The organism is Massilia sp. IC2-278 (genome assembly GCF_020708045.1).
Classification (GTDB): Bacteria; Pseudomonadota; Gammaproteobacteria; order Burkholderiales; family Burkholderiaceae_D; genus Telluria.
In genome coordinates this window covers 93,242-119,341 of record NZ_JAJFES010000012.1, presented here as the reverse complement: position 1 = coordinate 119,341, position 26,100 = coordinate 93,242, and the positions used below count along the sequence as shown (strand labels likewise).

The 26,100-nt window shown below is 63.2% G+C and carries 24 protein-coding genes and 1 tRNA gene; 10 read left to right on the top strand and 15 right to left on the bottom strand.

The genetic code is table 11. The features are described 5' to 3' along the window. Positions 1 to 61: 61 nt before the first annotated feature. Positions 62 to 2,383, bottom strand: coding sequence for a TonB-dependent siderophore receptor (locus LK540_RS19410; protein ID WP_229438956.1), 2,322 nt, complete (start codon positions 2,381 to 2,383; stop codon positions 62 to 64). Between the two features lie 331 nt (positions 2,384 to 2,714). Here LK540_RS19410 and LK540_RS19405 point away from each other — a divergent pair, with 331 nt between their 5' ends. Then, positions 2,715 to 3,971, top strand: coding sequence for a DUF2863 family protein (locus tag LK540_RS19405; RefSeq protein WP_229438955.1), 1,257 nt, complete (start codon positions 2,715 to 2,717; stop codon positions 3,969 to 3,971). Between the two features lie 79 nt (positions 3,972 to 4,050). Here the strand turns inward: LK540_RS19405 and LK540_RS19400 are convergent, their stop codons facing one another. The 5 genes from LK540_RS19400 to LK540_RS19380 form a co-directional block, all read right to left on the bottom strand. Next, entirely contained in the window at positions 4,051 to 5,208 is a 1,158-nt protein-coding gene (locus LK540_RS19400) for a serine hydrolase (protein WP_229438954.1), read from the bottom strand. Then, positions 5,205 to 5,681 carry a CYTH domain-containing protein gene (locus LK540_RS19395; RefSeq protein WP_229438953.1) on the bottom strand — a complete coding sequence of 159 codons (477 nt, stop codon included), beginning with the start codon at positions 5,679 to 5,681 and terminating at the stop codon, positions 5,205 to 5,207. Before LK540_RS19395 ends, LK540_RS19400 begins: the two co-directional genes overlap by 4 nt. Before the next feature lie 4 nt (positions 5,682 to 5,685). Further along, complete coding sequence (locus LK540_RS19390) at positions 5,686 to 6,807, bottom strand: M14-type cytosolic carboxypeptidase (protein ID WP_229438952.1); 1,122 nt, start codon at positions 6,805 to 6,807, stop codon at positions 5,686 to 5,688. A 117-nt stretch (positions 6,808 to 6,924) separates the two neighbouring features. Beyond that, a complete protein-coding gene (locus LK540_RS19385; RefSeq protein ID WP_229438951.1) occupies positions 6,925 to 7,287 on the bottom strand; it encodes a hypothetical protein in 363 nt (120 codons plus the stop codon). Between the two features lie 243 nt (positions 7,288 to 7,530). Further along, positions 7,531 to 7,809 (bottom strand): KGG domain-containing protein, encoded by a 279-nt coding sequence (locus LK540_RS19380; RefSeq protein ID WP_229438950.1) that lies wholly within the window; start codon positions 7,807 to 7,809, stop codon positions 7,531 to 7,533. Between the two features lie 354 nt (positions 7,810 to 8,163). Here LK540_RS19380 and LK540_RS19375 point away from each other — a divergent pair, with 354 nt between their 5' ends. The 5 genes from LK540_RS19375 to LK540_RS19355 all read left to right on the top strand — a co-directional run bounded on the left by LK540_RS19375 (position 8,164) and on the right by LK540_RS19355 (position 13,317). Next, positions 8,164 to 9,081, top strand: a complete 918-nt coding sequence (locus tag LK540_RS19375; protein WP_229438949.1) for a hypothetical protein — start codon at positions 8,164 to 8,166, stop codon at positions 9,079 to 9,081. A gap of 444 nt (positions 9,082 to 9,525) precedes the next feature. Continuing rightward, positions 9,526 to 10,557, top strand: coding sequence for a glycosyltransferase family 2 protein (locus tag LK540_RS19370; protein ID WP_229438981.1), 1,032 nt, complete (start codon positions 9,526 to 9,528; stop codon positions 10,555 to 10,557). A 1-nt stretch (position 10,558) separates the two neighbouring features. Beyond that, a complete protein-coding gene (locus tag LK540_RS19365) occupies positions 10,559 to 11,512 on the top strand; it encodes a glycosyltransferase family 4 protein (protein WP_229438948.1) in 954 nt (317 codons plus the stop codon). A 132-nt stretch (positions 11,513 to 11,644) separates the two neighbouring features. Further along, positions 11,645 to 12,205: an HAD-IIIA family hydrolase gene (locus LK540_RS19360; RefSeq protein ID WP_229438947.1), complete on the top strand. Its 561-nt coding sequence runs from the start codon at positions 11,645 to 11,647 to the stop codon at positions 12,203 to 12,205. Further along, complete coding sequence (locus LK540_RS19355; protein WP_229438946.1) at positions 12,202 to 13,317, top strand: glycosyltransferase family 9 protein; 1,116 nt, start codon at positions 12,202 to 12,204, stop codon at positions 13,315 to 13,317. The genes LK540_RS19360 and LK540_RS19355 overlap by 4 nt, the downstream gene beginning before the upstream one ends. Before the next feature lie 130 nt (positions 13,318 to 13,447). On the opposite strand, the gene LK540_RS19350 is transcribed toward LK540_RS19355, so the two are convergent. Together LK540_RS19350 and LK540_RS19345 are read right to left on the bottom strand one after the other, a co-directional pair. Further along, positions 13,448 to 14,965 (bottom strand): SGNH/GDSL hydrolase family protein, encoded by a 1,518-nt coding sequence (locus tag LK540_RS19350; RefSeq protein ID WP_229438945.1) that lies wholly within the window; start codon positions 14,963 to 14,965, stop codon positions 13,448 to 13,450. A gap of 216 nt (positions 14,966 to 15,181) precedes the next feature. After that, positions 15,182 to 16,420, bottom strand: coding sequence for an MFS transporter (locus LK540_RS19345; protein WP_229438944.1), 1,239 nt, complete (start codon positions 16,418 to 16,420; stop codon positions 15,182 to 15,184). Between the two features lie 126 nt (positions 16,421 to 16,546). Between LK540_RS19345 and LK540_RS19340 the strand changes: the two genes are divergently transcribed. Then, the gene (locus LK540_RS19340) at positions 16,547 to 17,335 is read left to right on the top strand and encodes a helix-turn-helix transcriptional regulator (protein ID WP_229438943.1); all 789 of its coding nucleotides are present in this window, start codon (positions 16,547 to 16,549) and stop codon (positions 17,333 to 17,335) included. 188 nt (positions 17,336 to 17,523) lie between these two features. Here LK540_RS19340 and LK540_RS19335 read toward each other — a convergent pair whose 3' ends face one another. From LK540_RS19335 to LK540_RS19315, 5 genes are all read right to left on the bottom strand, one after another. After that, positions 17,524 to 18,132, bottom strand: coding sequence for a hypothetical protein (locus LK540_RS19335; RefSeq protein WP_229438942.1), 609 nt, complete (start codon positions 18,130 to 18,132; stop codon positions 17,524 to 17,526). Positions 18,133 to 18,384: 252 nt separating this feature from the next. After that, the gene (locus LK540_RS19330; protein ID WP_229438941.1) at positions 18,385 to 19,077 is read right to left on the bottom strand and encodes a hypothetical protein; all 693 of its coding nucleotides are present in this window, start codon (positions 19,075 to 19,077) and stop codon (positions 18,385 to 18,387) included. After that, positions 19,074 to 19,313, bottom strand: coding sequence for a hypothetical protein (locus tag LK540_RS19325; protein WP_229438940.1), 240 nt, complete (start codon positions 19,311 to 19,313; stop codon positions 19,074 to 19,076). Before LK540_RS19325 ends, LK540_RS19330 begins: the two co-directional genes overlap by 4 nt. A gap of 252 nt (positions 19,314 to 19,565) precedes the next feature. Next, positions 19,566 to 19,642: transfer RNA gene (locus LK540_RS19320), tRNA-Pro, on the bottom strand. Positions 19,643 to 19,713: 71 nt separating this feature from the next. Beyond that, a complete protein-coding gene (locus LK540_RS19315) occupies positions 19,714 to 21,600 on the bottom strand; it encodes an MFS transporter (RefSeq protein ID WP_229438939.1) in 1,887 nt (628 codons plus the stop codon). 321 nt (positions 21,601 to 21,921) lie between these two features. On the opposite strand from LK540_RS19315, the gene LK540_RS19310 reads away from it, so the two are divergent. Continuing rightward, complete coding sequence (locus LK540_RS19310; RefSeq protein WP_229438938.1) at positions 21,922 to 22,128, top strand: hypothetical protein; 207 nt, start codon at positions 21,922 to 21,924, stop codon at positions 22,126 to 22,128. A 31-nt stretch (positions 22,129 to 22,159) separates the two neighbouring features. Here LK540_RS19310 and LK540_RS19305 read toward each other — a convergent pair whose 3' ends face one another. Then, positions 22,160 to 23,479, bottom strand: a complete 1,320-nt coding sequence (locus tag LK540_RS19305; protein ID WP_229438937.1) for a homoserine dehydrogenase — start codon at positions 23,477 to 23,479, stop codon at positions 22,160 to 22,162. A 16-nt stretch (positions 23,480 to 23,495) separates the two neighbouring features. Then, on the bottom strand, positions 23,496 to 24,722 hold the full coding sequence (locus tag LK540_RS19300) for a pyridoxal phosphate-dependent aminotransferase (protein WP_229438936.1): 1,227 nt from the start codon (positions 24,720 to 24,722) through the stop codon (positions 23,496 to 23,498). Between the two features lie 156 nt (positions 24,723 to 24,878). Between LK540_RS19300 and LK540_RS19295 the strand changes: the two genes are divergently transcribed. Both LK540_RS19295 and LK540_RS19290 read left to right on the top strand, forming a co-directional pair. Continuing rightward, positions 24,879 to 25,256, top strand: coding sequence for an Mth938-like domain-containing protein (locus LK540_RS19295; RefSeq protein ID WP_229438935.1), 378 nt, complete (start codon positions 24,879 to 24,881; stop codon positions 25,254 to 25,256). A gap of 277 nt (positions 25,257 to 25,533) precedes the next feature. Beyond that, positions 25,534 to 26,004, top strand: a complete 471-nt coding sequence (locus tag LK540_RS19290; RefSeq protein ID WP_374041370.1) for a peroxiredoxin — start codon at positions 25,534 to 25,536, stop codon at positions 26,002 to 26,004. The last annotated feature ends 96 nt before the right edge of the window (positions 26,005 to 26,100 follow it).

The following is a 26,100-nucleotide window of genomic DNA, read 5'->3' as shown; positions in this document are numbered from 1 at the left end:
CTAGAAAACAAAACGGCCCTCCCCGCCGCCAGCAAGGAGGGCCGCGTGCACCATGCCCGTCTTAGAACTTCAGGTTGGCGGTCAGGGTTGCCGAACGGCCGGCGCCGACGCCCGCGTAGTGCGGCGACGACACGCGGTCGAAGTAGACCTTGTCGCCCAGGTTCTGCACGTTCAGCTGGAACGATACGTTCTTGTTCAGCACATAGCTGGCCATGGCGTCGAAGCGGGTGTAGCTCGGCGCGTACTTCGTGTTGTTGACGTTGGCATACACGCGGTCGACGTAGTTCATGCCGACGCCGGCGGTGATGTTCTTGCCGAAGGCATAGGACGTCCACAGCGAGGCCGCGTTCTTCGGCGTGGTCGGGAAGGCGTTGCCGTTGTACGGCGAGGCGCTCCAGACCGGCGCGGCGGCGGTGCCGGTGTTCACGAAACCATTGTCCTCGACCGTGGCATCCAGGTAGGTGTAGCCACCAAACACTTGCCATGCATTCGACAACTTGCCCGAGAAGCCCAGCTCGACGCCTTTCAGTTCCTTCTTGCCGACGTTTTGCGTGCTGCCGTCCGGCGCCGTCACGCGCCCGTTGTTCATCTTGCTCTGGAAGATGGCGGCGTTCAGCGACAGGCGGTTGTTCAGCACTTCCCACTTCGTGCCCAGCTCGAGGTTCTTGCTGGTCTGCGGCTCCAGGTTCTGGATCGCTACCGTCAGGCCATCGAGGCCGTCGCCGCCATCGTTGCCCGGCGGCGTGGCCGAGGTGGCATACGACAGGTAGATGCTGCCGTTGGTCACCGGCTTGAACACCAGGCCGGCCTGGTAGGTGTCGAAGCTGCTGTCGACGCGGGCACGCGAAGCCGGCGCATTGCTCACGTTCAGTTCGCTCGAGAAGTCGTCCCAGCGGGCGCCCAGGTTCAGCAGCCACTGCGGATTGAACTCGATGGTGTCGAAGCCGTAGACGGCGCGGGTGCGGGTTTCGATGTCGGTGCGGGCCGGCGACAGGGTGCGCGTCGTCACCCATGGGTCGTAGGGATTCGGGTTGTTCAGCGGCGCGCAGTTGTAGCCGGTGGCCGCACCCGAGGTCGCGCAGACGGTGTTGTTGGTCAGCAGGTTGTTGGTGCCCGGCGTGAACACGTAGCTGCCGCGCTCGGTCGTTTCGCGGTTGAACTCGACGCCCACGTTGTAGCTGTGCTTGATGCCGGCAGTGGTCAGCTTGCCCGACAGGCTGGTGGCATTCGCCGCCGTCTCGGTATCGGTGACGCGGGTGTTGGTGCGGCGCCAGACGGTGCCGTACAGCAGGACGTTACCCTTGGAATCGTCGGGCTGGGTCCAGACGTAGTCGTTCTTCGTCTTGCCGTAGCGCGTGACGTTGCGCAGCACCAGGCCGCCGCCGAAGTCGTGGCGCAGGTCGACGGTGCCGATATCGGTCTTCGTGTCGCGGAAGTCGCGGTTGACCAGGCCGTAGAAGGTCGACCGGTCGACGCTGACCGGCGTGCCGTTGCCGTTCAGGCGCACGTTGGCGCCGCTCGAGAACGGGTTGTTGAACGGGATGCCGGTGTCCGGGATTTCGCTCGTCTTCAGGTGGTAATAGCTGAGGATCGCCTTGGTCGGACCGTTCAGGCCGAAGGTGACGGTTGGCGCGATGCCCCAGCGGTCGCCGCCGACCACGTCGCGGCCGGCCACGTTGTTTTCGTGGGCCATCACGTTCAGGCGGAAGGCGATGTCGTTGCTGATGGTGCGGTTCAGGTCGCCCGTGACGCGGCGGTAGTCATGGCTGCCCACACCCACGGTGGCGTTCGAGAAGTTCTCGAGCTGGGCCGATTTGCTGACCAGGTTGATGCCACCGCCGGCCGAGGAGCGTCCGCCGTAGGCCGAGTTCGGGCCCTTGACGACTTCCACCTGCTCCAGGTTGAAGATCTCGCGCGACTGCGAACCGGCGTCGCGGATGCCGTCGACATAGGTGTCGGTCTGGGCGTTGTAGCCGCGGATGAAGACGTTGTCGCCGACCGGGTTGCCGCCTTCGCCGGCACCGATGGTGATGCCCGGCACGGTGCGCAGCGCGTCGGCCAGCGACACGGCGGCGGTTTGCGCGATCACTTCCTGGCCGATCACGGTCACCGACTTCGGCGTGTCCAGCAGCGGCGCAGTGAATTTGTCCGAGCTCGAGACTACCGGGGCCTGGACGTCGCGGCGGTTGACGCCGGTGACTTCGACCACCGGCACTGCCGGGTCGATGTCCTTGTGGCCGGTATCGGCCAGGGCCGCCGGCGCGCCCAGCGTGGCCAGCACGGCCAGGGCGGAACCGGTGAGAACGGGAGCGTTGCGTACGTGCTTGCGGCTGCGGATAAAGGGAGTGGTGGTCTGGCCTGCTGGCGCTGCTTTGTTATTCATGTCGTCGGGTCGTTTTTGTTATCGCTATGTCGTCGCTGGACGCGAGTCATACGTAAATATAATGAGAACGATTCGCATTATGATTTTTATCGCAGTGTTTGGCAAGGCGGGAGGATGGCTTACCCGTATTTCTACGGTAGCGAACGCGGAAGGACGTGCGCTTTTCGCCACAACTGTTGAGATAGAACGCTGGCACTCCACACTCGGCGGCGCTGAACCGTTGTGTTCATGGCATGTGGCCGAATCAACTACAATACCGGAGATATGGGTTTATCATGACCCCCTTGGACTTTCGATCCTCACCCATTTAAACAAGAGACTCCCTAGCGCCATGCGTCGTCCTTCCAAAGATTCATCCAACAAACTCTCCGCAGAAAGCCAGCGTCTCTCCAGCATTGCCCAGGCCATCGTGCAGTCCGCCAGCCGCGTCGAAGAACGGATTTGGGAAAAGCAACTGGACACGCAACTGCAAAAACTGCTCAAGACCAATCACCAGGACAGCATCGACGCCGCACTCAACGCCTTGTTCAAGGACGAGCTTGCCGCCTACGACGTGCTGATGGATGGCGTCGAGGCGGTCAGCGAATCGTCGACGATGGTCGAGCAGCAGGACGGGGCCGAGGTCACCTGGCAGGCCCTGCTGGTGGCCGCGCCCATCCTGGCCTGGACCCGCTTTTCCATCGGCTCGGGCACGATCCCGCCGGAACTTTTGACCACGCTCCAGGCGCACTTCTCGGCCCACCTGCTGGCCGAGGGCGCGCGCGCGGCCATGGCGCCGACGCTGTACGCCATCGACCAGCTGCCGCGCACCCATGCCGAGACCTATGGCTTGACCCACAAGCTGGCCGCGGCCGCGCACAAGGGCGGCAGCGTCAAGCCGGCCGTGCGCGCCCCGGACACCGCGCCCTTCCTGGCCGACACGCGCTACCTGCTGGTGGCCATCGTCGCCCCGGCCGGCGCCCCGCTGTTCCGCTGGCAGGAAGCCCAGCACCAGCTGAACTTCGCCACCGAGCGCAACAATGCATTGAGCGCCTGGCGCGACCAGGCCACCGCCAACGTGGCGCGCCTGCTGCCGGGCTGCGGCGTCGAGCTGCTGCTGCCGGAGGCGTATTACGTGGCCTGCCGCGAAGCCGATAAACTGATCCGCCCGGTGTCGATCCGCGCCGCCGTTCACTACCTGACGAATACCCTCGACCTCGAACCGTCCGACCTGCGTGCCGTGATCGCCGGCTTCGGCGAGGAAGCGGCCGATGGCCAGGTCGACGAATACCGCGTCGGCTTCACGCTGCGCCAGAGCCCGGAAGTGGTGTACGGCATCGTCTGGCCGCTGTATGGCCAGGAAGACGAGGAAGGCACGCCGATGGAAGGCGGTTTCGGCGGCGCCCTGCCACCTCCGCTGACCCCGGTCAACGAAATCATCGCCTACCTGAACGAAGCCGGCGTCACCCACGTCAAACGCATCAACGAACGCTACGTGGTCGAGTATTGCGACGACTGCGGCGCGCCGCTGTTTGCCGATCCGTCGGGCGAACTGGTGCATGCCGAAATGCCGGAAGACACCCCTGCCGGCAGCGAGCACTTCCACTAAAACGCCGGTCCGGAAATGCGTTCGCCCGCTACTGCCTCGAAGGCGGTAGCGGGCGATGTTTTTTGCGCGCGGTTCTGGCTTAGCGAATCGCCGCGATCACGCGCTTGGTGAACTCGGCCGGGTTGCCCGCATGCCAGCGCCACACCACCACCAGGTCGTGGTCCGGCGAGACGACGATCGTGTTGCTGCCCGCGCCCAGCGCCGCGTAGGCATTCGCCGGCAGGCCCGGCAGATTCTTGCCTTTCGTGTTCAGCCACCACAGGTAGCCGTAGTCGGGGCCGTTGGCGCTCGGCGCCAGGGCTTCTTTCACGTAGGCCGCCGGCAGCACGGCGCGGCCATTCCACTGCCCGCCGCGCAGCCACAGGTAGCCGAAGCGCGCCATGTCCCAGGAATTGATCCACATGCCGCCGCCCCAGCGCGTGCCGCCGCTCACCGAGGGCGCCAGCTTGCCGTTCAGCTCGACGTAGCTGTTGGTGTAAGGCACCCACTTCCAGGTGTTCGAGGCGCCGATCGGGGCCATGACCTGTTCCTGGAACACTTCCGGCACCGGCTTGTCGAACACGCGCAGCAGCGACAGCGCGAAGCGGTTGATGCGCACGTCGTTGTACTCGTAGTGCGTGCCCGGCGCCGCCAGGGCACGCGGCTTGCGTTCGCCCGCGCCGAATTCTTCCTTGCCGACGAAGTCGGCATTCTTGCCCCACAGGCTGCCTTCCCACTCGGTTTCCTGTTGCAGGTGCTGCTTCCAGGTCACCTGGGCATTGCGCGCCGAGGCGTAGCCGCCGTCGTTTACGCGCCTGGCCACCGGCTCGTCGAGCGGGCCGATGCGGCCATCGCGCACGGCCACGCCGGCCACCGTCGACAGCATGCTCTTCGCCACCGAATAAGTCGGATCGACGAACTGCGTGTCGCCGAACTCGGCCACCACATAGCCCTTGTAGATCACCACGCCGTTGGTGTGGGCGCGGCGCGTCGGCATCGAACCGAGGCGCTTGCCGAAAGTCTTGTCCTGGTCGGAAAAGTCGAGCGCGCGTTCGGTTTCGTGCGTCTGCGCATACTGGACCGCCGCGGCCAGCGCCGCCGGGTCCATGCCGAGTTCGGCTGGTGTCTTGCGGGCCCACTCGCCCGCCGGCGGGAAATAGGCAGGCTTGTCCGCCGGCTTGTCGGCAGCTCCGGCAAGCGCCGGCAGCAACAAGGCGAGTCCAAGGGCGAGCGCAGTGCGCCGGGTCAACATGGTCATGCCGGGTCCTTCCATTGCGAATAAGGATGGGAAATCAGTCGGGAGTTGAAATAGCGCGCGTCGCCGGTCACTTCGCGGCCGATCCAGTCGGGCTTCTCGAAGGCTTCGTCCTCGGAGCCCAGCTCGATCTCGGCCACCACCAGGCCGGCATTCGCTCCCAGGAATTCGTCGACTTCCCAGGTATGCGGCCCGCTGGCGATGCGGTGGCGGACTTTCTCGACCAGCGGCTGCTGGCACAGGCCGTCGAGCAGTTCGGCGGCCTCAAGCACGGGAATCGGGTATTCCCACTCGCCGCGGCTGGCGCCCACGCTCTTGCCCTTGATGGTGATAAAAGCCTGCTCGCCATCGATACGTACGCGCACGGTGCGCGCGGCGTCAAGGCTGAGGTAGCCCTGGCGCAGCAGGGTCGATTTCCCCAGCGTGCGCCAGGCGTCGCCTTGGACCAGGAACTTGCGCTCGATCTCGACGCCCATCTGCTTAGTCCAGCGTCTGCAGGATAGGCTGCAGGATCGCCGCGCCCAGGGCCGCGCTGCGTGCACCGTTCCAGCCGGTATGCGGGTTCGGCAAATCGGCGTTGTCCTTGAACGGCATCTCCAGGGTCAGCGACAGGCACTTGAAGGTGTGGCCGATGTACTTCGAGGCCAGGGTCAGCAGTTCCTCGTTGTACTTGCTGGCCGCGTAGCCGTACACGTTCTGGAAGTCCGGGCTGGCGGCCATGTAGCGCTGCACGAAGGCGTCCTGGCGCGCCTGGCGCTCCGGTCCGAAGTCGGACAGCATCTCGTTGCCGGCCACGAAGTTGTACGGCAGTGCCTCGTCGCCATGGATGTCGAAGAACATGTCGACGCCGGTCTCGTGGATTTTGTTCTTCACGCACAGCACTTCCGGGCTGCGTTCCGGCGTCGGGGTCATCCACTCGCGGTTCAGGTTGGCGCCGGCGGCGTTCGTGCGCAAATTGCCGCGCACCGAGCCGTCCGGGTTCATGTTCGGCACGATGTAGAACACGGCGCGCTGCAGCAGCTTGCGCGCGACCGGGTTGGCGTCGTCGAGCAGCGCATCCATCATGCCCTCCACGTACCACTCGGCCATGGTTTCGCCCGGGTGCTGGCGGGCGATGACCCAGATCTTTTTCTCGGCGTTCGGGTTGCCGATCACGACCAGGTTCATGTCGCGGCCGTCGACCGTAGTGCCGATGTCGAGCACGCGCGCGATCGGGTTCTCGGCGACTTCGCCCAGCAGGCGCAGATGGCGTTCCCAAGTGTAGGGCTCGAAGTAGGCGTAGTAGACGCTGTCGAGTTCAGGGGTGTGGTTGACGGTCATGACCTGGCCGTCGAAGCTGGTGGGCACGCGGAACCAGTTCTCGGTGTCGTAGCTGGCCGCCACCTGGTAATCCTCGAAGCCCTTCGGGTAGGTAGCCTGCCCGGCATTCAGGAAACGGATCGTGCAGGCCTGGCCGCGCGCGCCTTGCAGGCGGAAGTGGAACCACTGATGGATGTCCGCGTTGTTGTCGCGGCGCAGGTTCAAATCGATCTGTTTCGCGTTCTCGGCTGACACCACCTCGATGGCGCCGGAGTCGAAATGCTGGCTGATTTTAATAGGCATGGCTGATCCCTTTTTGGCCCGTTCACAAAGTGGAGCATGATACTGGATTCGGCAGCGCCATGCCCTCTCCTGCCGAGCAGCAGCAGTGGCGGCAGCAGAAACGCGCGGTCGGCCTGCTTATGCGTCGAGGTCGATCAGCTCGCGGCTGTACATGATCAGGATCTGGCGCATCAGTTCGACGTTGCCGCGGTCGAGCACCAGCACCAGGTCGGGCTTGCGGTCGAGGTTGAACTGCATGCGCAGCTTGCCCGGCAGTTCGCGGCAATTCAGGCTGATGACGCGCGGGTTGTTCGGGTTTTCCCAGTCGAACTGGGTGATTTGCGGCGGCGCCGGCGGCGGCTGCAGGGTCGGGTCCTGGTTCACCGGCAGGTGCTTGTTCAGCCAGAACACGATACTGGCGGGAATATGCAGGGCAACGTCGCTGGCGCCGTGGGCGGAAAATTTCGCGAGCAGCGAATTGCCCACGCGATCGCAGGACATGGACATGCTCTTGACTTGACGAATGACCGCTTCTTTCACGACGAGGTTCCTCAGGTTGGGTTGATTTGCTTGGAAAAAGGCGCAGCGATTCTACCTGATCCCATCGTCGAATTGTGTGTATTCAGAAACTATCCAGGAAAGAAAACGGGGAGCACGCAGCTCCCCGTTCCCCTCCATCACCCATGTGTTTGCCAACCGCCCGATCGGCGGCTGGAGATGCGTAGCCTCATCGCTGCCGCGCGCTTACTTCGTGCTGCGGCTCTTCGACGACGTACGCGAGCCGCTGGCCGAACCGGCGCTGGCGGACTGGCGGTTGCCGTGGCTCATGCTGCCTGCACGGCGTGCTTCTTCCGAAGTGAATTCGTGTGCGGTGCCTTTCTGGTGCGCTGCCTTGCCTCCCTGGCTGGCGATTTCGCGTTGGCGTGCCGGATCCATCGAAGCGAAGCCGCGGTTGCGGGTGCCGCTGCTCTGGCTGTTGGACTGGTTGCCGCCCTGTTTGTTACCTTGATTGCTCGAAGCCATGATCGTGTTCTCCCTGTTCACTTGTGGAAACCGCCGCGTCCTGCGGCAGGCTACCGCCCAGTCCCATCCGCCAACGCCGATGAGTGTTCGGTTGAAACCATCTTAGGCAGGGCGATTGGATGAGGGTATAGGACGTTTTCAGATGACTTTGTAGGACGACACGCAAGAGAAAATGCACTTACGAAAGGTAGTGTCAATAGGCAAAAATGCCCATCAGTTGTAGTCCTACACACTACCGCAACGTCTTCCTATACTGGACATCGGACAGCGCGCGCATCATGGCAGAATCAGGCGGCGCCAGCGGCGAACGGCCGGGCGGCCGCGCCAGCAACCAGTCTTGTGAAAGGAAACGTCATGGACGCGAATCAACGCAGCGAAATGAACAACCAGACCAATAACGGCGGCAACGAAAAGTGGAACGCGAATGCCAAGGGCAAGACCGCTCCCGACGCCCCGCTTGACCACACCTATCCGCAAGGCGCCTCGCAGCAGCAGGGCCGCCAGGGCATCGACCAGATGGGTACCCAGCAAAGCGGCATGGGCCACGGCCCCTGGACCGAGGAAAGCAGCCGCTGGGACCTGCCGGGCGGCTCGATGCAGACCCAGCAGAGCGGCGGCAGCGGCCCGACGCAAAGCATCACCGACAGCCACCAGCGCCAGATGGAACAGCGTTCCCAGGCCTATGGCCAGATCGAGCAGCCGGTCGGCGGCCGTTCCGGCGACAGCGGCACCGACCTCCTGCACCGCGAGGGCCAGCATGCCGGGAATACCCAGGCGACCGAGCGCATGAATCCACAGGATGCGCGCCAGCCCGAACTGCAGGGCGGCTCGCTCGGCCACCACCATGGCGCCGCCCAGCCGGTGTACGGCAGCCAGTCGATGCAGTCGGGGCAGCAAGCCCAATCGGCGCAAATGGCATCGGCCCAGCAAGGCAACAGCCAGCGTGAAGAAGCCTTGCCGCGCTCGCCTGCTCGGGAAAGGCAGGACAGCACCGACCGCGCCGGCTCGCAGACCGGCGAACAGGGCCGCGAACAGGGCGCCGACGTGCACCAGTCGAACGACGTCGCCGGCGGCCTGCCGCGCAGCCCGGGCAACGCAGGGCCGCGTACCGAAAACCAGGAATGGCAGCCCGGCGCCAGCATGAAGGACGAACCGAATCCGGTGCACCAGTCGAACGATGCCGCCGGTGGCTACCCGAAGAGCCCGGCCGGCGCCAACCGCCTGGCAGGCGACCGCAAGATGGACGACGACACCGGGTTCTCGCGCAAGTAATCGCCCGTATTCACCAGCTCCCATAAGCCCTGGCTTCGGCCGGGGACCTTGACCGGCTACCGCAAGGTGGCCGGTTTTTTTTAAACTCTTGCGATGTGCGTGGACTATCGGCAGTAAGGTTTCATGCATTCGGAATCAATGCTGAGCCAGCAAATCCACGCGCCCGATGTAGGACTAATCTTTCTCCATCAAGGAAATTTTGTGAAATGATTTAAGACGGTTTCAAGCATGGAAGCACACCCGAATGGCGGATTGACACAACAGTGTTGGGTGTTCCTGGCGACGTCGGCACTTGATTCAGATTCAGAACACACCATCACGCAGGAACTCGACCGTTTGTTGGGGAATCGAACCACCCTGATTATTGCGCACCGCCCGTCCACCATCGTCAACGCCGACCTCATCGTCGTCATGGACCGCGGGCGCCAACACAGGGAGGCGAGCATGCAAGAAGCGAACAGGGAGACTGTCGGCACCGGCCTCGGGCCGCCGCTCGGGCTGGCCTTCAGCGTATCGGTGGTCGTGCCCACCTGCGGCCGCATGGACCTGCTCGACCGCTGCCTCGACGCCCTCACCCGCCAGACCCTGCCGGGCGGCGCCTTCGAGATCATCATCGTCGACGACGAGCCCAACCACAACACCCTGCACCTGGTGGCCGGCTGGCGCGCCCGCACGCTCGACCGCGGCCCGCGCCTGGTGTATGTCGCCAATTCCGGCCAGCACGGCCCGGCAGCGGCGCGCAACCTCGGCTGGCGCGCGGCCCAGGCCTCCATCATCGCCTTTACCGACGACGACACCGTGCCCTCGCCCACCTGGCTGGCCCAGGGCCTGGCCGCCTTCGGCGAGCACGTCGACGTCCTCTGCGGGCGCGTGGAAATGCCGCTGCCGGCCACGCCCACCGATTACCAGCGCACCGCGCGCCAGCTCGAAACCGCCGAGTTCGTGGCCGCCAACTGCTTCTGCCGCAAGAGCATCCTCGAACGCCTGGACGGCTTCGACGAGCGCTTCACCGAACCCTGCCGCGAGGATTCCGACCTGCACTTCCGCCTGCTCGGCATCGAGGCGCGCATCGTGCGGGCGCCGCAGGCGCTGGTGGTGCATCCGCTGCGCCCGGCCCCCTGGGGCGTGAGCCTGCTGCACACGCGGCGCGCGGTGTTCGACGCCCTGCTCTACAAGAAGCATCCCGGCCTGTACCGCGCCAAGGTGGAACCGGCGCCGCGCTGGGACCATTACCTCGCTGTGGCGGCCCTGCTGCTGGCCCTGGCCGGCTGGTGGGCGGGCAGCGCGGCCGTGTTCGGCGCGGCCGGCCTGGCCTGGCTGGGGCTCACCGCGCGCCTGTGCCTGCAGCGCCTGCGCGGGACCGCGAAAACCGCATCCCATATCGCCGAGATGATCGTTACCTCGGCCCTCATTCCTCCGCTGGCGGTGTTCTGGCGCCTGGCCGGAGCCGTCCGTTACCGCGTCCGCTTCACCTGAGGTGTCTATGCGCCGACTCAAGGTCCTGACCTGGCATACCCACGGCAGCTATCTGTACTACCTGTCGCAGGCGCCACACGACTTCTACGTCCTCTCCAAGCCGGGCCGCCCGCCCGGCTACGGCGGCCGTTGCGGCCACATGCCCTGGGGCGACAACGTGCACGACCTGCCGGTGGCGCAGGTGCGCGCCCAGGAATTCGACTGCATCCTGTTCCAGGACGACCACCAATGGGAAAAGGACCAGTACGCCTTCCTCACGCCCGCCCAGCGCGCGCTGCCGCGCATCTACCTCGAACACGATCCGCCGCGCGCCCACCCCACCGATACCCCGCACCCGGTCGACGACCCGAACGTGCTGCTGGTGCACGTCACGCCCTTCAACGAGCTCATGTGGAACAACGGCCGCACGCCCACCACCGTCATCGAGCACGGCGTGCTGGTGCCCGACAACGTGCGCTACCGGGGCGAGCTCGAGCGCGGCCTGGTCATCAGCAACCATCTAAGCCGGCGCGGGCGGCGCATGGGGGCCGATTTGTTCCTGCGCGCGCGCGCCGAACTGCCGCTCGACCTCGCCGGCATGGCTGCCGAAGAGCTGGGCGGCATCGGCGACATCCCGCATGCGCAATTGCCGGCGTTTGCATCGCATTACCGCTTCCTGTTCAGCCCGATCCGCTACGCCAGCCTGGGCCTGGCAGTGATCGAGGCCATGATGAGCGGCATCCCCGTGGTGGCCTTTGCCACCGCCGAGATGGCCACCGTCATCGAGGACGGCGCCAACGGCTATTCCGACACTCGCTTCGCGCGCCTGGCCGACTGCATGCGCGAGCTGCTGCGCAGTCCTTCGCTGGCGCGCGACATCGGCCAGGCCGGCCGCCGCCGCGCCCAGGAACGCTTCTCGATCGAGCGCTTCAGCGCCGACTGGGACGCCGCCCTGCGCCAGGTCACCGGCAGCTAGCGGGAGGCTGCGTGCCCCCGGTCCACCCACATTCGCGACATACCCAATGATCAGGAGCAGACATGGCAGTGATGCAGGAAAAGACGCAGGAAGCGGCGCTGTTGACGATGAACGACACCACCCGGCCCTGACATGAAAGCGATCTTTCTCAACAAGGACGGCACGCTGATCGACAAGCTGCCGTACAACGTGGAACCGCGCCGCATCCGCCTGGCCGCCGGCGCCGGCCCGGCATTGCGCCTGCTGGTGAAACTCGACTACCGCCTGTTCGTGGTCAGCAACCAATCCGGCATTGCCGAAGGCCGTTTTCCGGAAGAAGCCATGCATGCGGTTGGCGACTGCATCGCCGACCTGCTGTTCCGCGAAAACCTGATGCTCGACGGCTTTTACTATTGCCCGCACCACCCCGGCGGCACGGTGGCGCCGTATGCCATCGAATGCCATTGCCGCAAACCCCTGCCCGGCTTGCTGTTGAAAGCCGCGATGGAGCACGGCGTCGACTTGCGCTCGTCATGGATGATTGGCGACATCCTGCACGACGTCGAAGCGGGCAACCGCGCCGGCTGCCGCACCATCCTGCTCGACAACGGCAACGAAAGCGAATGGCGTCTCGGACCGCGCCGCATCCCCACCCGCATGGCACCCGACCTGTACTCGGCCGCTGTGCTCATCGCCGGACACGACAACGAATGACACACCTCTGGAACCAGGCCCGGCACGTGCTGTGCGTGCGCCTCGACGCGCTCGGCGACGTGCTGATGTGCACGCCCGCGATGCGCGCGCTGCGTGCCCAGCACCCCGAGCGCCGCCTGACCCTGCTCACCTCGCCCGCCGGCGCGGCGCTGGCGCCCTACCTCGACGATGTCGACGCCGCCATCGCCTATGAGGCGCCGTGGATGAAAAGTAGCGCCGATCTGCGGCCCGAGCAGCGCCGCGACTGGATCGCCACGCTGGCCGGGCACGGCTTCGATGCCGCCGTGATCTTTACCTCCTATAGCCAGAGCGCGCTGCCGGCCGCCTTGCTGTGCCAGCTCGCCGGCATCCCCTTGCGCCTGGCCTATTGCCGCGAAAAGCCGTACCAGTTGCTCAGCGACTGGATCGCCGACCCGGAACCGGGCGCGATGGTGCGCCACGAAGTGCAGCGCCAGCTCGACCTAGTGCGCCATGTCGGCGCCGAGATTGCGGACGAGCGCCTGGCGTTCACCCCCGCGCCCGCCGACATCGATGCGGTGCGCGGCAGGTTGCGGCAAGCCGGCATCGATCCGGATGGACGCTGGCTGGTGCTGCATCCCGGCGCCAGCGCCCCGTCGCGCCGCTATCCGCCGCATCACTGGCAGACCCTGGTGCGGGAACTGGGCAAACGCGTTCGATGTCCGCTGGTCTTTACCGGTGCGGCGCACGAGGCTGCGCAGATCGCGCAGATCGTGGCGCCCGCCAGGGAGTCAGGCGGCGCACCGGTCCACTCATTCGCCGGTCAGTTGCATATCGGCGAACTCGGCGCGCTGCTGTCTCAGGCCTCGCTGGTGGTGAGCAACAACACCGGCCCCGCCCACCTTGCCGCGGCGGTCGGCGCCCCGGTAGTCGACCTGTACGCGCTGACCAATCCCCGGCACACGCCCTGGCGCGTGCCGAGCCGCGTACTGAACCGCGATGCCGACTGCCGCAACTGCGAACGCAGCATCTGCCCGCAAGGCCACCACGACTGCCTGGAAAAACCGGCGCCGGAGCAGGTGGTCGACGCGATCTGCAGCCTGCTCAAGCAGACCGAGCCATATCGGCGAAAGGAGATGCGCATGGTTTCATGATCCTCGGACCCTTTGTCCGGCGCACCGCCAACGCCTGGTCACGCCACCTGCTGCAGCGCGTAAGTGCGCGTATCTGCGCATATTCAGGCCGTATGCGGGCTGCACATCCCGACCGCGTATCCCGGGCCGACTATTTGCGCAGCTTCTGCCCGGCCGGCGCCAAAGCCGCCCCGCTCGAACGGAACAACTCGAGCGGAATCGCATTCGCCATCGCCTGCATGCCCAGGTCGTTCGGGTGCAGGTGGTCGCCGCTGTCGTAGGCCGGCAGCATGCGCGTGGGGTTGGCCGGGTCACGGACAGCGCGGTCGAAGTCGATCACGGCGTCGAACTCGTCGCCGCTGCGGATCCAGTTGTTCACGGCCTGGCGCACGGCTTCTTTCTCGAGCGAGTGATAGCCGGGGAAGACCGTGCCCTCGAAGGGCGTCAGCGTCGCGCCATAGACCGGGATGCCCTTGGCATGAGCACGGGCGATCAGCTGGCGGTAGCCGGCGATCAGGTCCTGCGCCGTCACGGTTTCCGTGACCGGAATCGTGCCGGTGCCTGGATGACCGATGTCGTTGATGCCGATCAGGACGATCAAATGGCGCACGCCGCTGGTGGCCAGCACGTCGCGGTCGAAGCGCACCAGGGCGGCGCGGCCGAACAGCGGCTGCTCGCCGGGATCGCGCAGCAGGCGGTCGCCGCCAATGCCTCGGTTCACCACGCCCAGGGGGCTGTTCAGCGCGTGCAGCGCCGGCGCCACGGCGCCCGGCGCGGCCTGGACGGCGCCCTTGCCTGCGTTGGCATTGGCGCTGGCATTCATGCGCGTGCCGGCGCCGGTGCCGGCACCACTATTCGTGCCTGCGCCGGTAGTTGTGCTGGCGCTGGCGCCGCCGGTCGCGGCATCGCGCGTGGTTTGCAGCCGCAGCGCCAGCAGGTCCGGCCAGCGGCGGTTGGCGTCGACGGTGGTCACCGCGCCATCGGTGATCGAGTCGCCCAGGGCGACAATCGCGCCGGCGCCCGGTGCGCTGACGTCGACTTCGGTCAGGAAGGGCCAGGAGGTGATGGTGCGCTGGGTCGGCAACGTGGCCGCGGCAGTGAAATTGCCCGGCAGCGAAACGTAATTCGTCTGGAAGGCCGAGCCGTGGATGGTGGTGGCCTGGACGTCGCCCGGCAGGTAGAGGCTGACTGCAAGGTCGCCCAGGGCCGGCACGTCGAGGTCGACCGGGTCGGACAGCACTGGCGCCCCGGCCGGCACCGTGATCGTGGTCGATCCGCTGAAGGTCAGCGCACGGTCGCTGCCGGCCACGATGTCGGCGCCGGCCTGGCGCAGTGCGATGTGGGCGGCGCCGATGCGCAGGGGCGTGCTGCCGAGTTCGTTCGACACACGGATGCGCACTTGCTTGCCGCCGATGCTGGTGTGCACGATCAGGCGCAGGGTCTGGTCGGTGAAGGTTTGCGTTTGCGCCGGCAGCGGCGGCCCGGCCGGCGCCGTGCCCCAGGTGCCGACCCATTGCTGGCTCGGGTCCCACAAGCCCTGGTCGGCTTGCGCGCCCAGCGGCAATGCCAGGCTGGCCAGCGCCAGCGTGCCGGCGGCCAGCAGGGTGCGCATCCGGGTGAACAGGCGCGGCGATGGAAGAACGGGGTCGGACAAGTACAGTGAACGCATGTTTGCTCCTCGTTGTTGGGTGCGCCGCCAGCACCGCGAACGCGGCTGTTTGGCGGAACGCCCAATCTAACGAGCTCAAGCGTTGCGAGCAAGGTACGGACAGTGAGCAATATTGCGCGATGTCGATACCCGCGCAGAAAACCGATGAGTTAAGGGAACTTTATTGAAGCGGCTAAATATTCACCGTTTCCACCCAGTCCGCATCACGCCCGCCGCTCAGCTTCGATGTGCCTTGCGCGCATTCGGCAGGAAGGCCGTCGCCAGGCCCAGCAGCGGCAGGAAGGAAATCACGCCGTACACCCAAACGATGCCGTGCTTGTCGGCCAGCTCGCCCAGCCCGGCCGCGCCGATGCCGCCGATACCGAACATCAGCCCGAACATCAGGCCCGATACCATGCCCACGCGTCCCGGCACCGCTTCCTGCGCATACACCACCAGCGCGGCAAAGGCTGACGACATCACCAGGCCGATGGCAATCGCCAGCACCGCCGTCCAGAACAAATTGGCGTAAGGCAGCGCCAGCGCGAACGGCGCCACGCCCAGGAAGGAAATCCAGATCACCGCCTTGCGGCCGATGCGGTCGCCCACCGGTCCGCCGGCAAAGGTGCCGGCAGCTACGGCCGCCAGGAACATGAACAGGAACATCTGGCTGTGCTGCACGCTCAGATGGAAGCGCTCGATCAGGTAGAAGGTGAAGTAATTCGTGAACGAGGCGATGTAGACGAACTTGGCGAACATCAGGATGCAGATGACGGCCACCGCGCGGATCACGCCGGCACGGTCCAGGCCCACGCCCTGGCCCTGCGACAGGCTTTTCGCCTTGGCCGCGCCATGATGACGGCCCCAGTTGCTCAGGCGCGTCAGCACCAGGATGGCGACGATCGCCACCACCAGGAACCAGGCCACTGCACCCTGGCCGTGGGGAATGATGATCGCCGCCGTCAGCAGCGGGCCGATCGCGCTGCCGGAGTTGCCGCCAACCTGGAAGGTCGACTGCGCGGTGCCGAACTTGCCGCCCGAGCCAAGACGCGCGATGCGCGATGCTTCCGGGTGGAAGGTGGCGGAACCGATGCCGATCACGGCCGCCGCCACCAGCAGCATGTGGTAGCTGTTCGCCGTGGCGAGCAAGGCAATGCCAACCGCCGTCATCACCATACCCGAAGGCAGGAGCCAGGGTTGCGGATGCTTGTCGGTGTAGATGCCGACCCAGGGCTGCAGCAGCGAAGCCGTGATCTGGTAGACCAGGGCCAGGATGCCGATCTGGCCGAAGTCCAGGGCGAAACTACTTTTGAGCATAGGGAAGATCGCCGGCAGCATGGCCTGTATCATGTCGTTGAGCAGGTGGGCCACGGCCGCGCCGCCGACGATGGGCAGCAGGAAGCCATGCGGCTTCTCGGCAGTCAGGGACGTCGGCGCAGCATCCGGCGTACCGAGTTGGGAAGGTTTGGCAGTCATGAAAGATCGAAGTGTGAACGGCGCCCTGCCCGGCTGATCCAGGGGAAGGTAGCGCAATCCTGAAGCATAGGTCAGCCGGCGGTGACCGTCTCCCGCTAAGCTGCCACCGCCTGTAGAATTCCTGCCATGGCCAGTTCGAACAAACCCTTGCACCCGTCCGAAAAACATCCGCACTTCGACCACTTGCCGCGTCCGCTCGTGGTCATGGAAAACCGCTGGCCGGCGGGCACCTCGACCGGCTGGCATACCCATCCAACCGGGCAACTGCTGTATGCGACCGAAGGCGTGATGCTGGTGAACACCGATGCCGGCTCCTGGGTCGTCACGCCGAACCGCGCACTCTGGATGCTGCCGCGCCTGCGCCACAACGTCACCATGTCCGGCGACGTCCTGATCCGCACAGCCTACATCGACGTGGCGAAAGTGCCGACGCTGCCGCTGGCAAGCTGCGTGATGAACGTCTCGCCGCTGCTGCGCGAATTGCTGGTCGAAGCCGTGCACATTTCGCCGAGCGAGGAGCCGCAAGGCCGCGACGCCCGCCTGATCGATTTGCTGCTCGACGAGATCCGCATGTCGCCGGTGCTGCCGCTGCACCTGCCGATGCCGGACGAAGGACGGCTGAGAAAGCTGTGCCGCGCACTGAGCGACAACCCGGCGGCGGACAATAGCGCAGCCGAATGGGCGGCATCGATCGGCGTTGCCGAGCGCACGCTGCACCGCATGTTCGTGAAAGAAACCGGCATGACTTTCGCCACTTGGCGTGAACAGGCGCGCCTGCTGCATGCGCTGCAGCGGATCGCGAACGGCGACAAGATTATTGACGTGGCGCTTGATTGCGGCTATGCCAGCCCGAGCGCCTTTGCGGCCATGTTCAAGCGCCATTTCGGCGTGACGCCGACCAGGTTTTTTGCATAAATACCCATGGATAGCGAACGGGCGATAAAGGTGACTACCCGGCGTGGCGCAGCCTGACTCCAAGTCGACACAAAGACCTGAACGACTGCTTACGACCCGAAGCGGACCTTCCAACTGATCATACTTCTAGAAATCCCATAATCTATGTTATGACCGGTCGTTCAAAAAAATAATGCTTACTTGCAGAGTCATTTATTCACAGATTGTTTTAACTTCGAAATTCGATTTGATACTGCGGGTGAATCTACCGCATTCGAATTGTGGCTCGCTTCGTTCTTATTCTCCAGCACATCAATTCTTTTGATATGACCCAGCTGAATGACTTCACCAGCGCTTAAGCCGTTTTTTGCTCCTAGCTGAATAGCCAACTCTTTAAATGCTTTTTGTGAAACAATCCATCCGCAGAACTGTTCCATGTGTGCTTCGTAAGTAGCCTGGAAATCCGCATTAATCTCAGCAATTTCGGGCATTGGTTTCCGGAAAAGCCTCTTTAACTCTTCGACTTCCTTTGCTAGGGCTTCATTTTTATCTAACAGCGCATCGTGTAGATCGACAAGTTCATTGCGATACGCTCGTTCTTTAGCGAATTCTTCAAGAAGGTGCTTCTTCTGACGCACCAATGTCCCAATCTCGTCCTCAAGCTCGTTATTCAGACTAGCTGCATCATCTAGCGAACCTTGCAAACTGTTGTTAAGCCCTTGAACCTCACTATACTTAACATCTGCTTCTTGCGCCTTACGCTGACTCTCTCCATACAAATATAGACCGGTCAAAATGTTTGCACTGTTATCGCTCATAGGCTCCTCACAATCGGGGTATTAATATGGTATCAAGCGAGTGTACAAAAAATTTTTGTCTGCCCAGACCAGTTGGGAAGTCACTTATCACTAATGCACCTCGTAAAACCTATTCCTGTCGTCAGAGCAACAGGTGCCAACTATCGGATTGTTAATGTCCGCTTTTGGCCAGCAACAGACCTATTGTAGCGTCCGCTACCGACCCAAAGCGGACCTTGCTTGGCAAGGAGGCAAAGCCTTTGGCCTACAAGTTTATGGTCGTGATACCCGGAGACGGAGAAGGTAGGAACTTCGCCCGTTGTCGTCATCCCAAGCGTCAGTTTGCTCCACCTTAGTCCAGCGCGGATGCTCCGGGTCACGGGACAACATCTTTCCGCAAGATGCAGTGACCCAAGGTGTATCGTCGCGGGCTATGCCCGTGATTTCCCATGTGTTGAATAGGTCCGGCATGCCGATCTCGTGCACGAGGCGATCCTTGTACATGAAAGGATCAAGCGCGAGTCCAATTTTGCCTTCTACCCATGAGCCGATGTGAGCGAATTCCGGAGGTTGATACTCCTGAAACACTGCTAGACCAAAGTCGACTGCCCATGCATCGGGTGCGAGATAAACAACCTGTGCGCGCACTCGGTAGTGGTTCTGCCGAAGATGCGTCATGGCCGGTGCGCATTGTGCAGTTGCGTTCAGGTCACCATAGAATTCGAGCGCACATCTGACCTTCTCACCGACGCGAAAGTCGCCATAGTTTCCATCTTGGATGATCCAGCCGTCAACGCAGATTTCGACCTCATCTATTTCACGTGCACTCATCGATTTGGCTTCGTCGTGTTGGATAACCGCTTCTGGCCGATTTAAAAAGGTCAGGAGAGCATAGCATTTTGCCAAGTAGAAATCTATCGAACTGTCACGAACCTCTGTAAGCGATCCAAAGCAGCCATACTTCATTGCTCTTGAGTAAGTTTCTTCTGCAAACGATCACCATCCGGATCGATATCCCGGTGTTCGCTAACAACCGGAAGCTGAAGCTTGAACCAGAGGTCACCCATCATGTCACCAAGGCCGCGTAAATGCTTCGACCGCTCGTTTTCCGGCAGCGTTCGAATGATGCCATCCGCTTCGTTCATGACCTCACCTATGCGTTTGTAGGCAGCCATAAGCGCTTGTGCTGTTTTACGATCCATTCTTCTGCTGTTTTCCTAGTAGCCTCATCAAGAACTTACTTGCTCCAACGACCGCTTCTGGCCGATTGCGGACATTAGAATGGCCCAGTGTACGATGGTATTACTTCGACAACAAGAATCGAATGCCGTACGCTACGGCGCTACCTTGCAAAGGTAAAACACAGAGGTAAAAACTATAAAGTAAATGTAGGGCTAACCGGACCAGAAAAGAAAAAGGCCAATCCGAAGATTGGCCTTTTTCCCTGATTCTTTTGGTCGGGGCGAGAGGATTCGAACCTCCGACCCCGTGCACCCCATGCACGTACGCTACCAGGCTGCGCTACGCCCCGACTAGTCAACAATTATACCAGAGACAGGAAAATGTCTTAGGTTTTTGTCACAGTCGAGTCATGTTCCAAACTCACTTCCAGTCTCCGCGCAGCGCGCTCACCTGTTCGTACAGGTACTCCGGCGTCGCCTCCTGCGGCGGCACAGGCGCGCCCACCGCCAGCGCCAGTTTCGAGCGCAGCCCGCGCGTCAGTGAACGCTCGAATACATTCGCCGGATCGCGCGTGAACACGCTGCCCCACAGCCCGCGCAGTGCCATCGGAATCACCGGCACCTTGCTGCGCTCGACGATCTTCGAAATCCCACCACGGAATTCACTCATGTCCCCGGTCCGTGTCAGTTTCCCTTCGGGGAAGATGCAGACCAGGTCGCCCTGGTGCAGGGCTTCGGCGATGTCGATGAAGGCGCGCTCCATCAGGAAAGGATCTTCCTTGGCCGGCGCAATTGGGATCGCCTTGGCGGTGCGGAAGATCCAGCCGAGGAAAGGCGTCTTGAAGATGCGGTGGTCCATCACGAAACGGATCGGGCGCGGGCTGGCGGCGCCGATCACCAGCGCGTCGACGTAGCTGACGTGGTTGCATACCAGCACGGCCGGGCCGTCGTCCGGAATCCGGTCGACGTCCACGGTTTTGACGCGGTGGATAGTGTGGATCAGCAGCCAGGCCAGGAAACGCATCAGGAATTCCGGCACCAGCGAGAAGATGTACAGCGCCACCAGCGCGTTCAGCAGCGCGGTGACCAGGAACATCTGCGGAATCGTAAAACCCTGCCCCAGCAGCAGGATCGCCACGCCTGCCGCTGCCACCATGAACAGGGCGTTCAGGATGTTCATGCCGGCGATCGTGCGCGACACGTGCTTCGGGTCGCAGCGGGTCTGGATCAGCGCGAACAGCGGCACGATGAACAGGCCGCCGAAGACGCCGATCAGCACCACGTCAGCCAGGATGCGCAGCGTGCCCGGCAGCGCCAGCAGGGCCGCCGCGCCGACCGTCGCGGTATTCGTGTACGCCAGGCTGGCAAAGTACAAATCGATGCCGAATACCGACAGGCCGATCGCACCGAACGGCACCAGGCCGATCTCCACCTTATGGCCAGACAATTTTTCGCACAGCAGCGAGCCGGCGCCGACGCCCAGCGAAAACACCGTCAGCAGCAGCACGAATACGCTGTTGTCGCCATGCAGGTAATCCTTGGCATACAGCGGGAATTGCGACAGCACCAAGGCGCCGTAGAACCAGAACCAGGAATTGCCGAGCATGGACAGGAACACGGTGCGGTTCTGGGCCGAGAAGCGCAGGTTGCGGATCGACTCGGCAATGAAATTCTTGCTCACCTGCAGTTCCGGCGCCGGCGCCGGCGAGGCCGGGATGCGCCAGCTGGTCGCCAGGCCGAGCAGCGCCACGGCGAAGCTGGCGCCGGCCACCAGTTCGATGCCCCAAGGCTTGTGCACGACGAGCAGTGCGCCCAGCACCTGGCCCAGCAGGATACCGACAAAGGTGCCCATTTCGATCACGCCATTGCCGCCAACCAGTTCTTCCGGCTTCAGGTGCTGCGGCAGGTAGGCATACTTTACCGGCCCGAACAGGGTCGAATGCACGCCCATGCCGACCACGGCGGCGATCAGCAACCACAGGGTGTGGGTCATCCAGCCGATGCCGGCCACCAGCATGATGCCGACTTCGAGCAGCTTGACGAAACGCGACAGCCTGCCCTTCTCGACCTTGTCGGCAATCTGGCCGGCGGTGGCGGAAAACACGACATACGGGAGGATGAATAGGCCGGGAATCAGGTTGTTCAGCAGGCCGGGTTCGAGCGTGGTCCAGGACAGGGCGTCATAGGTGAGCGCCACCATCAGCGCCGTCTTGAACAGATTGTCGTTGAAGGCGCCCAGGAACTGGGTCCAGAAGAACGGCGAAAAACGGCGTTGGGACAACAGGGAAAACTGGCTCGATTGGCTCATGCTTCGGTCTCGTAGGCGTCGGTGCGGATGGCGGTGTGTAATTTACAATACCTCGCCAGGCTTGAATACAACTATTTCCCGTGTAGCAATTCAGCCGCCGATAGTAATACTTCCGGTAGCAGCGCGCGATACCGCCGCCACGGGGTCAAACGAGGTCATTGAGGTCGAGCAAGCGCAACGCCGCCAATCCATGTATCCAGCGCAGGAGATGGCGCAACACTGAAAAGAAGTTCGGTTGACGGCGCCAAAACGCGTTTGAGACAGCGCAAATGCCCTCCCCGTCCACCTTGTTGTGCAGTGCAGCGTGAGTAGAATGCTCGGATGAATTCTCCCAAGCTCCCCAGCCTCCGGCAGCGCGCACCCGATGCGCTGCTCGACGATATCGAGCAAGACCTGCTCGACCTCACCACCGCCTCGCTCGACGACGACGGCGCCTCGTCCCCCTCTATCACTACCAGTGTCGACGAGTTCGATAACGAATTCCTGGCCGAGCTGAGCCTGACAGACAGCGGCCGCCCGCCCTGCTAGGACGCAACGGCGGGCAACTCAGCCGCCCGGATCAGCTCAGCGTCTCCAGCCTGATCCGGATCACCTTGCCGACCACCGAACCGAGCGCCTCGATGCGTGCAATGGCGGCGTCGACGTTCTTTTCGCGCGTCTGGTGCGTGATCATGATGATGTCGGTGCGCGCGTCGCCGCGGGTTTCCTTTTGCAGCACGGCGTCGATCGAGATGCCGGCGTCGGCCAGGATGCGGGTCAGGTCGGCCATCACGCCGAGCTGGTCGTTTACGTACACGCGCAGGTAATAGCTGGTCGTGATTTCCGACATCGGCAGGATGGCGACATCGGTCATCTGGTTCGGCTGGAAGGCCAGGTGCGGCACGCGGCAGTACGGGTCGACCGTGGCCAGGCGCGTCACATCTACCAGGTCGGCAATCACCGCCGAGGCGGTCGGCTCCGAGCCTGCGCCCTTGCCGTAGTACAGGCTGGCGCCGACGGCGTCGCCCTGCACCAGCACCGCGTTCATGGCGCCTTCGACGTTCGCGATCAGGCGCGTGGCCGGGATCAGGGTCGGGTGCACGCGCAGCTCGATGCCCTCGACGCCTTCGGCGTGCACGCGGCGGGTGATACCCAGCAGCTTGATGCGGTAGCCCAGTTCCTCGGCGTAACGGATATCGTCGGCCTGCAGCTGGCTGATGCCTTCCACGTGGGCCTTGTCGAACTGCACCGGGATACCGAAGGCGATCGCCGACATGATGGTCAGCTTGTGCGCCGCGTCCACGCCCTCGATGTCGAAGGTCGGGTCGGCTTCGGCATAGCCGAGTTCCTGGGCCTGCTTCAGGACGGTCGGGAAATCCAGGCCCTTGTCGCGCATCTCGGACAGGATGAAGTTGGTGGTGCCGTTGATGATGCCGGCCACCGATTCGATGCGGTTGGCGGTCAGGCCTTCACGCAGCGCCTTGATGATCGGCACGCCGCCGGCCACGGCCGCCTCGAAGGCGACCATCACGCCCTTTTCCTGGGCGGCGGCAAAGATCTCGTTGCCGTACAGGGCCAGCAAGGCCTTGTTGGCGGTAACCACGTGCTTGCCGTTGGCGATGGCGCGCAGCACCAGTTCGCGTGGCAATTCGTAGCCGCCGATCAGTTCCACGACGATGTCGATGTCCGGGTTGTCGACCACCAGGAAGGGATCGTCGACGATCTCGACCTGTCCGTTGGTCAATTGCGCAGCGCGCTCGACGTTGCGCGCGGCAACCATGGTGATTTCGATGCCGCGGCCGGCGCGGCGGCGGATGTCTTCGCCGTTGCGTTGCAGGACGTTGAAGGTGCCGGCACCGACGGTGCCGATGCCGAGGAGGCCAACTTTGATGGGATTCATGAGCAGTGTGTCAATTTCAGCGCGCGTGGCGTCGTCGGTAACCGTCGAGGAAGCGGGCGATACGGCCGCAGGCATCGGTCAGGTCGTCGGAGTTGGGCAGGAAGACCAGCCGGAAATGGTCCGGCGTAGTCCAGTTGAAGCCGGTGCCCTGCACCAGCAAGACCTTTTCCTCGGCCAGCAGCTCGCAAATGAACTGCTGGTCGTCGGCGATCGGGTACATCGCCGGGTCCAGGCGCGGGAACATGTAGAGCGCCGCTTTTGGCTTGACGCAGGACACACCCGGAATATCTGTCAGTAACTTGTACGCGAGATCGCGCTGCTTCAGCAGGCGCCCGCCCGGACGCACCAGGTCGTCGATGCTCTGGTAGCCGCCAAGCGCGGTCTGGATCGCAAACTGCCCCGGCGCATTCGCGCACAGGCGCATCGAGGCCAGCATGTTCAGGCCCTCGATATAGTCCTTCGCGTGGCGCTTTTCGCCCGACACCACCATCCAGCCGGCGCGGTAGCCGCAGGAGCGGTAGTTCTTCGACAGGCCGTTCATGGTGACGAACAGCACGTCGTCGGCCAGGGCGGCGATCGACTCGTGCACGTGGCCGTCGTACAGCACCTTGTCGTAGATTTCGTCGGCGTAGATGATCAGGCCGTGCTGGCGCGCCAACTCGATGATCTCGAGCAGGATTTCGCGCGGATACAGGGCGCCGGTCGGGTTGTTCGGGTTGATGACGACGATCGCGCGCGTGTTCGGCGTGATCTTGCGGCGCATGTCGGCGATGTCCGGCATCCAGTCGGCCTGCTCGTCGCAGATGTAGTGCACCGGGGCGCCGCCGGCCAGGCTGACGGCAGCGGTCCACAGCGGGTAGTCCGGCGCGGGGACCAGCACTTCGTCGCCATTGTTCAGCAGGCCCTGCATGGCCATGACGATCAGTTCCGATGCGCCATTGCCCAGGTAAATGTCGTCGATGCCGACACCCGCGACCTTCTTTTGCTGGGTGTAGTGCATGATCGCCTTGCGCGGCGCGAACAGGCCCTTGGAATCGGTATAACCGGCGGCGCCGGACATATTCCGGATCATGTCCTGCATGATCTCGTCGGGCGGATCGAAACCGAAGACGGCCAGGTTGCCGATGTTCAGCTTGATGATCTTCTGGCCGTCGTCTTCCATCGCGCGTGCTTTTTGCAGTGCGGGGCCGCGGATCTCGTAGCAGACATCGTCGAGCTTGTTCGATTTCAGAATCGGTCGCAAATTGTCACCTTTAATTGGCCCGCATGTTGCAGTGCGAAAAATACCATTCTGCCGAAAGCGCCAGATTTACGCAATACGCATCCGGGAGCAGGCGAAAAGAGCCGGAAGGACGGAAGGCTTATAATGGGCGGCTCTTTTGCTTATCTTTTCGACGCCATGAAGCTGCATTCCGACGACAACCAACAATACCAGACCGTGACCGGCTACGATGCCTCGGGCGTCGAGATCAATGCCGAGCGTTTCAACTACAGCCTGCTGGTGATGCCGGAAACGCCGCCGCGCCCCTGGGACGTGACGCGCTTCGAAGACCTGACCGCTGCCCATTTCGAGCAGATTGCCGCCGACCAGCCGGACGTCGTCATCCTCGGCACCGGCGAACGCCAGCGCTTCGTGCACCCGCGCCTGATCACCAGCTTGACGGACAAGCGCACCGGCGTCGAAAGCATGGATAGCCAGGCCGCCTGCCGCACTTATAACGTGCTGATGGGCGAAGGCCGCAAGGTAACCCTGGCCCTGATTATCGACCCGGCGTAAATCCGGGTAAATCCTGCCGGGCGGCTCGAATAGCCGGCAAACGATATTTGCATCGGCGGCTCTCCATGCAAATATCCTTTGCATCGCCATTCAATCGAACACCCCTCCTTCGGCGCCCTCGTGTAAATTCCGACTATTGTGGTTGAAAGGCAATCTTTCGCCCCCATCTGGCGCATCGAGCACCGCCCGGGTGACGTATCAGCACTACCACCCGGCAGCGGCGCAGATTATGATGAGGGCTCCAAGTTCAGCCCAATACCAGTCCAGGAGAATTCACGTGGCCGACAGCCCAAGCGCAGCATCCGTAGAGAACTTTAGCGCCGCCATGACCGGCGACCAGACCTTCCAGCTTGGCGGCCGTCCCGCGAAGTACACGGTGCTGTATTTCTACCCCAAGGACAATACCCCCGGCTGTACCACCGAGAGCATTGCCTTCCGCGAGAAGCACGACGAATTCCTGGCCGCGAATACCGAGATCTACGGCATCAGCCGCGATTCGCTGCGTTCGCACGAAGGCTTCAAATCCAAGCTCGGCCTGCCTTTCGAACTCATCTCCGACCCCGAGGAACTGGTCTGCAACCAGTTCGGCGTCATGAAGATGAAGAACATGTACGGCAAGCAAGTACGCGGGGTCGAGCGCAGTACGTTTGTCGTTGACGCTCAAGGCCGATTGGTGAAAGAATGGCGTGGCGTGAAAGTTGCCGATCACGTCGATGAAGTGCTGGAATTTGTGAAGAGCCAGCCTTGAACGGATGGCTCCAGTCGATCAACCTGCTGGACCCTTATCGCTTATTTTGAGTCGCACCGCTTCATCTCAGCATCATTCCAATCTGGCTGCCTGCCA